Consider the following 8325-nt stretch of genomic DNA (forward strand, 5'->3'; position numbering starts at 1 on the left):
CCTTCACCTGCCTTCCGGGGCTACTTCTTTTCCTTGACACCGATGTTGAGGTAGTCGTACTGACCGCTGAAGGCCGAGGACGACACCAGGTTGGTGGCGTACGGCGAGCGGTACAGCAGGACCTTGAAGTAGGTCAGCGGCACGATGGCGGCCTGCTCCATGACCTTCTTGTCGACCTCGGTGTACGCGGCGGTGCGGGCGGCCTCGTCGGTGTTGCCGATCGCGTCGTCGAGCAGCTTGTTGATCGCGGGGTCGTCCAGCTCCGACAGGTTGGTGTTGCCGGCCTGGCCGATGGCCTTGCCGTGCACGATCTGCTGCAGGAAGCCGTAGCCGGTGGGCCAGTCGGCGCCCCACTGCATCATGATGAGGCCGATGTTGTTCTTCTTGTTGAACTTCGGCACGCCCGCGTAGTCGGAGAAGTACTTGCCCGACGGGTACTGCTTGATGTCGGCCTCGATGCCGACCTTCTTCAGCGCCTCGACGATCGCGGTGGCCGCGTCGACCTCGCCCTGACGGTCGGTGCGGGCCGAGATGGAGGTCTTGAAGCCGCCCTCCTTGCCGCAGGCCTTCAGGTGCTCCTTGGCCTTGGTGACGTCACCCTTGTTGTCCGGGGTGGCGTACGTGTCGGCCTTCTCGTAGCCCGAGACGTCGGTGGGCAGGACGGTGGTGGCGATGTCACCGCGGATCGGGCCGCCCATGGCGGTCTGCACGGCGGTCTTGTCGATCGCGTACTCGACGGCCTTGCGGCACTCGACGTTGTCGAACGGCGCCACCTTGGTGTTGATCGCCGTGTAGACGAGACGGCCACCGAGCGCGTTGTCCGTGTTGGCCAGCTGGTCCTTGTCCTTGAGGACCTGGGCCTGGGTCTGGGCGTCGACACCGGTGCCCTGGATGTCGATCATGGTGTCGCCGGACATGACGTCCTTGTCGATGGTGGCCTTGTTGACCTTAAGGTTCACCACGATCTTTTCCGGGTACTGCTTGCGCAGCGGGTCCGTCTTGGCGTCCCACTCCGGGTTGCGGACGAGGACGATCTGCTTGCCCTCCTCGTACTTCTCGAACTTGTACGAGCCGGTCGACACGACCTTCTTCGTGTAGTCGACGCCGGTGTCCTTGGCCCGCGGCACCGCGGCCGTCTGCGGCATGCTCGCCAGATAGTCGAAGTCGGCGAAGGGCTTGTTGAGCTTGAAGACGACGGTGTTGTCGTCCGGCGTCTCGATGGACGCGATGCCCGCCTCGTCCTTGTCCTTGTACGGGCCCTTGTACTTGTCCCCGCCGGCCAGCAGCTGCTGGAAGTAGTTGGGGCCCGAGGAGAGCACGTCACGCGCGAAGTTCGAGCGCTCGACCGCGTACTTGACGTCCTTCGAGGTGACGACGGTGCCGTCCTCGAACTTGACGCCCTGGCGGATCTTGTACGTCCAGGTCTTGCCGCCGTCGCTCGGCGTGCCCGCGCTCTCGGCCAGGTCGGGGACGAGCTCGTTGCCCGCCTCGCCCGCGCCGGGCTTGAACGTCATCAGCGGACGCGCGTAGAGGCGGCTGAAGTTGAAGCCGTACGCGTAGTACATGTTGCCCGGGTCGAGGGACTCGGGGGCGTCGGAGCTGGCGTAGGTGACCGTGCCGCCCTTCGCCGTGGACTCGTTGACGACACCCTTGGTCGCCGCGTTGGCACCGGCGCCCTTGGGGGCGTCATCCGTGCCGTCCTCTGCCTTGCTGCAGGCGGACAGAAGCAGGCCGGCGCTGCTCACAACCGCGACAGCGGCCATTGCTGACCTTCGCATGATGGTCGGTTTCTCCTTCGTAGTTGGACAGTTGTGTGGGACTACGCGCCACAGCCGTGCGCGGCCGCAGACGTCAGCGGCTGCGGGGGTCGAGGGCGTCCCGGAGGCCGTCACCGAGGAGGTTGAAGGCCAGCACCGTGATGAAGATCGCGAGGCCGGGAACGATCATGTACTGCGGGTCGACCTCGAAGAAGTCGACCGCCTGGTTGAGCATGCCGCCCCAGGAGGCCTGCGGCGGCTGGATCCCGACGCCGAGGAAGCTGAGCGACGCCTCGAAGATGATGTTCGTCGGGATGAGCAGGGTCGAGTAGACGATGATCGGCGCGACGAGGTTGGGCAGCAGCTCCTTGAACAGGACGTACGGGCCGCCGGCGCCCATCCCCCGCGAGGCGTCGATGAACTCACGCTCCCGCAGCGCCAGGGTCTGACCACGCACGATGCGTCCCATGTACGGCCAGTTGAAGAAACCGATCACGAAGATCAGCACCGAGATGTGCAGGGGCAGTCCTTCGAGACCGAAGGCGCCGCCCTGCAGCGTCGCGGAGATGGCGATCGCGAAGAGCAGCAGCGGGAACGCCAGGAAGGTGTCCATCAGCCGGCTCACGATCGTGTCGACCCGGCCGCCGTAGTAGCCGGCGACCAGGCCCAGCACCACGCCGATGGCGTTGGACAGGATCGTCGCGCCGAAGGCCACGACCAGGGAGACCCAGGAGCCCTCCAGGATGCGGGCGAGGATGTCGCGGCCGAACTTGGGCTCGACACCGAGCGGGTGGTCCCAGCTCATCCCGCCGAAGTCGCCCTTGGGGAGCGAGGTGTTGGGATCGATGAGGTCCTGGTTGAACGCGTTGGGGTCCAGCCCCAGCAGCGACTGCAGCGGCCGGGAGAGGACCGCGATCAGGATCAGCAGGACGACGATGAGACCGCCGGCGACCGCCACCTTGTCGCGCTTGAAGCGGGTCCAGGCGATCTGGCCGAGCGAACGGCCCTCGATCTTCTTGGCCTCGACGCCTTCCAGCACGGCTTCGGGCTGCGCCTCGGCCTGCGATCCGGTCGTCTCAATGGGTGCGGTCATCGTCCCTCGTGCTTGCCCGTGCCGGTGGTTGCCGACTGTGCCTGGCGGCCGCCCGGGTCTGCGGTGCGGTCCGTCACCACTGCTGTCTCGCCTGCTCTGTGACTACTGCTGAGTACGAGGGAGGGGTATGGCAGAGAACTTCACCGTATGAACAGCGCGTTCGCCGGCTCCCCCCATCGCTCTGGGGGAGTCTTCAACGGCCGCGCGATCAGGCACCAGACCCGGCGGCGAATGTATGCGCAACCGTGATGTGGCCAGCACGGTTCCGCTATCCGGACGTGACGCTCTGTTGAGCGGTGGGGGCGGGAGGGAGCGGTGGCGCGGCGGGTCAGTACCGGCTCGGGTAGCCGTATCCGCCCGCCGCCGGAGCCTGGGCCGGGGCCGCGTGGGCCTCGCGGTCGTAGAACGGGCGGGCGCCGGCCCGCAGCCACATGGCGACCGGGTCGTACTCGTCGGACATCGCGACCGTGGAGACGGGCAGGCCGTCCGGGACGGCGCCGATGGACTGCTGCATCATCGCGCGCACCGAGTCCACGGCCGGCGGCGAGGTGTCGTACACGTCGAGGCCGATCGCCAGGTACGGCGCGCCGAGCGCCGGCTGCACCCAGGCGCGCCGCAGCGAGCGCACGGCGGGTGTGCGGTGCGCGTTCTGGGTCAGCAGGCCGTAGAACTGCGGGATCTCGATGGCCGGCTCGGACAGCCGGAGCGGGCCGGCGGGCTGCCGCTCCAGGCCGGTGGCGATCCGGCGCAGATCGAGCCAGGGGATGCCGACGCCGCCGCCCGGCGCGTGCGGGTTCAGCCAGAGGCCGTAGTGGTCGGGGTAGAGCGTGCGGGCCACGTCGAGGCCGTCGACGACCTCGTAACTGCGGTTCCAGCCACTGGCGGAGAGCTCCTGGGCGGAGGTCACGCACGGGGCGTAGTTGAACCCGTCGACCTCCATGTTCCCGTACTGCGCGTCCGGGGAGCCGCCCTGGCCGTGCCAGAGCAGCATCCAGATCTGGCCGGAGGACGGGGTGGCGAGGGCACGCAGCAGCGCCTCGTAGGCGTCGTAACGCCCGGGCGTCACCTGCCGCAGCATGTGCTCGACCTGCCCGGTGGCGATGCTGCCGCTCACGTTGGCCGTCCTTCGTGTTGGACCCTGGTTATAGGAGACAGCTTAGGTGGTGCGCCGGTTGAGCCGGTCAGGGCTCGGGCGTTGTCGTGCGTCGCGGGGTGCGGGTGCGTCGTGGCTGGTCGCGCCGTTCCCCGCGCCCTTTCGGGGCGCTCTGATCAGTACCCCTGTTGGTAGAAGGGCCGCACCTTCTCGCGGAGCCAGTCGCCCACCGGGTCCTGGGCGACGTCCAGGAAGACCATGTTGACGGGCCAGGGGACGGGGGTCCCGGCGAGGGCCCGGCCGAGGGCGGCGAGGGGGAGACCGCGGTCGGCCTCCCAGGAGGTCAGTTCGACCCCGATGAACATGACGGGGTCGGCGGTCTCGATGGTGGCGAGGCAGCGGCGGGCGGAGAGGACCACCCCGGTCGCGGCGAACTCCGCCGAGGCGGCCGCGAGGAAGTCCACGGGATCGTCCTGCCAGTCCGGCTCGAACAGCCGTACGCGGGCGCCGTTCGCCGAGCCGTCCAGCGGGGTCCGTCCGGCCCGGCAAAGCTCGGCCACCGCGGGCGGCGGCAACGGCATGCCCACGACACCGTCCGGGTTGAGGGCGAGGCCGATCTGCGGGGGCAGGCCGCGCGCGAACTCGACGGCCGGGGCGATCGTGAACGACATGTGGTTGCCGACGACCTGGCGGAACTGCTCCTCGGACGTGAACACCGGCACGTACGCCTGGCCGTCGAACTCCATCGTGGGCAGGTCGAGCTGACCGCTGCTCGGGCCGCCCCCCTCCGGGAGCGGCACCCAGACGAAACTGCGGGCCAGCACCTCCACGATCCGTGCCCCGGCCTGGGGCACACCGAGCGACGCGGACAGCACCTCCTCCAGCTCGTTGCCGGGCCACCCGCCGTGCCCGTGGGGATGCGCCTGTGCCGGAAAGTCCGCCGGGAAGTCCATCTGCTGCCTACCGCTTTGCTCCGTGATGCTGTTGTCCCTGCACCTTAATTGCTTCCGGGCCGCCGGCGCGCCCTTCGGGAACCCCCCGCTACCCCGTGAAGTCGATCCGCTTGAGGACGTCCGCCGCCGCCCGGTCGATGAGCACCGCCGCCCCGCACCCCTGCGGCAGCCGCCCCTGCTCCACGGCCCGCAGCAGTCTGGTCATGGCACCGCGGTGCCGGGCGAACGCGTACCGCGAGACCCCCCGCCCGCGCTCCCGCTGGCCGTCCCGCGCCTCGTCCGCGGTCACGTCGAGCAGCAGCAGATGCAGGGTGCCGCCCCGCCGTCCGGCCTCCCGCGCGAGCCAGCTCCGTACCCACGCCTGGGCCCCGCAGTCGTGCACGACGACGCCCTCCCCCGAGCGGAGGGCGCGCCGCAGTCCCGCGTAGTGCGCGAGGCGCACGAAGGGCCGGTAGGCCGCGTACGGCAGGTGGCGGGCGAAGCGCGCGTCGAAGCGGTCGCGGGTGTCCTGGGAGTCGATCCGCGCGCCCGGCACGCTCCGCCGCATCAGCGTCGACTTTCCGCTGCCTGGGAGCCCGGTCACCACCACCAGGTCGCGCGGCCCGAAGGACAGTCCGTGCGGGCTGCGCCCGGCACGCTCCCTGAGGTCGCGGACGACCGCCCTCGGGAACGGGCCGCACGCCTCACCGGCCGGTGCGAGGGGCTGCTTGGGCATGGCCGCGATGCCCGTCGTCGCGTACGCCGTGGTCCTGTTCACCGTGATCGTCCTCCCCGGGGGTATGGAGTCCCATCCCCACAGACTGTAAAGAGAAGGTAATGCCCGATCCCTCCTGGTTCAGTCCTCGTCCTGCCACAAGAGTGCTACGAACCGGTGTGTCCGCTCCCGCTCGTCGCCCCCCACCAGTGAAGGTCCCCCTGCCGCGCCGCGTCGATGCGTGCAATGATGTGCGCGCCAACTGCATACCGGCCGCTTGAATCCGCGCGGGAGAGCTCCCAGCAGTCTCGCTGGGGCGCCGAAGGAGCAAGTCCCTCCCTTGAATCTCTCAGGCCCAGATACCGCGCGGGCGAGGCACATCTGAAAAGCGGGCCGCACCTCCCTTCGCCGGAGGACGGCTCCACCCAAGGTGCAAACCACGATCACCGGTACGTGCGGTCGCGGTGAACCTCTCAGGTTCCGATGACAGATGGGGAGGATCGTCCTCGCCTGTCATGCCCTGGGAGCAGAACCGATGAGCAGTAGCCCCACCGCTGGATCGCGCCGTACCGCGCTCGATGCCCTGCATCGCTCGCTCGGTGCGACGATGACCGACTTCGCAGGCTGGGACATGCCCCTGCGTTACGGCTCCGAGCGTGACGAGCACCTCGCCGTCCGCACGAAGGCCGGTCTCTTCGACCTCTCCCACATGGGCGAGATCACCGTCTCCGGCCCGCAGGCGGCCGCGCTGCTCGACCACGCGCTGGTCGGCCACATCGGCGGGGTGAAGCCCGGCCGCGCCCGCTACACCATGATCTGCCGCGAGGACGGCGGCATCCTCGACGACCTGATCGTCTACCGGCTCGCGGACACGGAGTACCTCGTCGTCGCGAACGCCTCCAACGCCCAGGTGGTGCTGGACGCGCTCGTCGAGCGTGCCGCCGGGTTCGACGCCGAGGTGCGGGACGACCGGGACGCGTACGCGCTGCTCGCCGTCCAGGGCCCCGAGTCGCCCGGCATCCTGGCCGCCCTCACCGACGCCGACCTCGACGGTCTGAAGTACTACGCGGGACTGCCGGGCACGGTCGCCGGGGTCCCGGCGCTGATCGCACGCACCGGGTACACCGGCGAGGACGGCTTCGAGCTGTTCGTGAAGCCCGAGCACGCCGTCGAGCTGTGGCAGGCGCTGACCAAGGCGGGCGAGGGCGCCGGTCTGGTGCCCTGCGGGCTGTCCTGCCGGGACACGCTCCGCCTGGAGGCGGGCATGCCGCTGTACGGGCACGAGCTGTCCACCGGGCTGACGCCGTTCGACGCCGGGCTCGGCCGGGTCGTGAAGTTCGAGAAGGAGGGCGACTTCGTCGGACGCACGGCCCTGGCGGCCGCCGCGGAGCGTGCCGCCTCGGCCCCGCCGCGCGTTCTCGTCGGACTCGTCGCCGAGGGCCGCCGGGTGCCCCGCGCCGGGTACCCGGTCGTCGCGGGCGGTCAGGTGATCGGCGAGGTCACCTCCGGCGCGCCCTCCCCGACGCTGGGCAGGCCGATCGCCATGGCGTACGTCGACGCCTCGCACGCCGCTCCGGGCACCGCCGGTGTGGGCGTGGACATCCGGGGCAGCCACGAGCCGTACGAGGTCGTGGCACTGCCGTTCTACAAGCGGCGGAAGTGACACCTTCGTAGCCGTGCGGCCGTAGTCGTGCGGCCGCGGCCGTGTACGTGGTCGTATACGTAGTCGTTCGGAAGCGGCGTCGTGCGGACCCCGAGCGTGACCCTGGGCACATCCGCGCTGTTCAACAGCGGTTTCAGCAGTCCCCCCTTCACCATCACTCCCCCGCGTACAGGAGAATTCAGGCCATGAGCAACCCCCAGCAGCTGCGTTACAGCAAGGAGCACGAGTGGCTGTCGGTCGCCGAGGACGGCGTCTCGACGGTCGGCATCACGGAGTTCGCGGCGAACGCGCTCGGCGATGTCGTCTACGCCCAGCTCCCCGACGTGGGCTCCACGGTCGCCGCGGGCGAGACCTGCGGCGAACTGGAGTCCACGAAGTCGGTGAGCGACCTGTACTCGCCGGTCTCCGGTGAGATCACCGAGATCAACGAGGACGTCGTCAACGACCCGTCGCTGGTGAACACCGCCCCGTTCGAGGGTGGCTGGCTGTTCAAGGTACGCGTCGCGGGCGAGCCGGACGATCTGCTCTCCGCCGACGAGTACGCCGCCCACACCGCCGGCTGAGAAGACGAGGTCGTACGCATGTCGCTTCTGAACACACCCCTGCACGAGCTGGACCCCGAGGTCGCCGCCGCCGTCGACGCCGAGCTGAACCGCCAGCAGTCCACCCTGGAGATGATCGCCTCCGAGAACTTCGCTCCGGTGGCGGTCATGGAGGCGCAGGGCACCGTCCTGACCAACAAGTACGCCGAGGGCTACCCGGGCCGCCGCTACTACGGCGGCTGCGAGCACGTCGACGTCACCGAGCAGATCGCGATCGACCGTCTCAAGGATCTGTTCGGCGCGGAGTACGCCAACGTCCAGCCGCATTCCGGTGCCTCCGCCAACCAGGCCGCCCTGTTCGCCCTGGCCCAGCCCGGCGACACCATCCTCGGCCTGGACCTGGCCCACGGCGGCCACCTCACCCACGGCATGCGGCTGAACTTCTCCGGCAAGCAGTTCGACGTGGTCGCCTACCACGTGGACGACGCCGGTCTGGTCGACATGGACGAGGTCGAGCGGCTGGCCAAGGA

General features: G+C 69.5%; 8 protein-coding genes and 2 riboswitches. Of the genes, 3 read left to right on the forward strand and 5 right to left on the reverse strand.

Translation table 11 applies throughout. The features are described 5' to 3' along the window. Nucleotides 1-20 precede the first annotated feature (20 nt). The 5 genes from ACZ6BB_RS30375 to ACZ6BB_RS30395 form a co-directional block, all read right to left on the reverse strand. Nucleotides 21-1778, reverse strand: a complete 1758-nt coding sequence (locus ACZ6BB_RS30375; RefSeq protein WP_471618310.1) for an ABC transporter substrate-binding protein — start codon at nt 1776-1778, stop codon at nt 21-23. Between the two features lie 73 nt (nt 1779-1851). Next, nucleotides 1852-2850, reverse strand: a complete 999-nt coding sequence (locus ACZ6BB_RS30380; protein ID WP_471618311.1) for an ABC transporter permease — start codon at nt 2848-2850, stop codon at nt 1852-1854. A gap of 328 nt (nt 2851-3178) precedes the next feature. Then, the gene (locus ACZ6BB_RS30385) at nt 3179-3928 is read right to left on the reverse strand and encodes an enhanced serine sensitivity protein SseB C-terminal domain-containing protein (protein WP_275460424.1); all 750 of its coding nucleotides are present in this window, start codon (nt 3926-3928) and stop codon (nt 3179-3181) included. Between the two features lie 191 nt (nt 3929-4119). Next, nucleotides 4120-4896, reverse strand: coding sequence for an enhanced serine sensitivity protein SseB (locus tag ACZ6BB_RS30390; RefSeq protein ID WP_471618312.1), 777 nt, complete (start codon nt 4894-4896; stop codon nt 4120-4122). Between the two features lie 88 nt (nt 4897-4984). After that, nucleotides 4985-5653: an AAA family ATPase gene (locus ACZ6BB_RS30395; protein WP_471618313.1), complete on the reverse strand. Its 669-nt coding sequence runs from the start codon at nt 5651-5653 to the stop codon at nt 4985-4987. A gap of 215 nt (nt 5654-5868) precedes the next feature. Further along, nucleotides 5869-5965, forward strand: a riboswitch (glycine riboswitch). Then, nucleotides 5966-6090, forward strand: a riboswitch (glycine riboswitch). A 35-nt stretch (nt 6091-6125) separates the two neighbouring features. Here ACZ6BB_RS30395 and gcvT point away from each other — a divergent pair. From gcvT to ACZ6BB_RS30410, 3 genes are all read left to right on the forward strand, one after another. After that, nucleotides 6126-7253 carry a glycine cleavage system aminomethyltransferase GcvT gene (gene gcvT, locus ACZ6BB_RS30400; protein WP_471618314.1) on the forward strand — a complete coding sequence of 376 codons (1128 nt, stop codon included), beginning with the start codon at nt 6126-6128 and terminating at the stop codon, nt 7251-7253. 185 nt (nt 7254-7438) lie between these two features. Continuing rightward, nucleotides 7439-7816, forward strand: coding sequence for a glycine cleavage system protein GcvH (gene gcvH, locus ACZ6BB_RS30405; protein WP_471618315.1), 378 nt, complete (start codon nt 7439-7441; stop codon nt 7814-7816). Between the two features lie 18 nt (nt 7817-7834). Further along, nucleotides 7835-8325 (forward strand): aminotransferase class I/II-fold pyridoxal phosphate-dependent enzyme (locus ACZ6BB_RS30410; RefSeq protein ID WP_471618316.1); only part of this gene is annotated, 491 nt, incomplete at its 3' end.

The sequence above is a fragment of the Streptomyces sp. NPDC041108 genome, assembly GCF_055592645.1.

Bases quoted from the DNA above. Each gene is read 5' to 3' on its own strand.
- ACZ6BB_RS30375 (WP_471618310.1), bottom strand. From the start codon at position 1,778: ATGCGAAGGTCAGCAATGGCCGCTGTCGCGGTTGTGAGCAGCGCCGGC.
- ACZ6BB_RS30380 (WP_471618311.1), bottom strand. From the start codon at position 2,850: ATGACCGCACCCATTGAGACGACCGGATCGCAGGCCGAGGCGCAGCCC.
- ACZ6BB_RS30385 (WP_275460424.1), bottom strand. From the start codon at position 3,928: ATGCTGCGGCAGGTGACGCCCGGGCGTTACGACGCCTACGAGGCGCTG.
- ACZ6BB_RS30390 (WP_471618312.1), bottom strand. From the start codon at position 4,896: ATGGACTTCCCGGCGGACTTTCCGGCACAGGCGCATCCCCACGGGCAC.
- gcvT (WP_471618314.1), top strand. From the start codon at position 6,126: ATGAGCAGTAGCCCCACCGCTGGATCGCGCCGTACCGCGCTCGATGCC.
- gcvH (WP_471618315.1), top strand. From the start codon at position 7,439: ATGAGCAACCCCCAGCAGCTGCGTTACAGCAAGGAGCACGAGTGGCTG.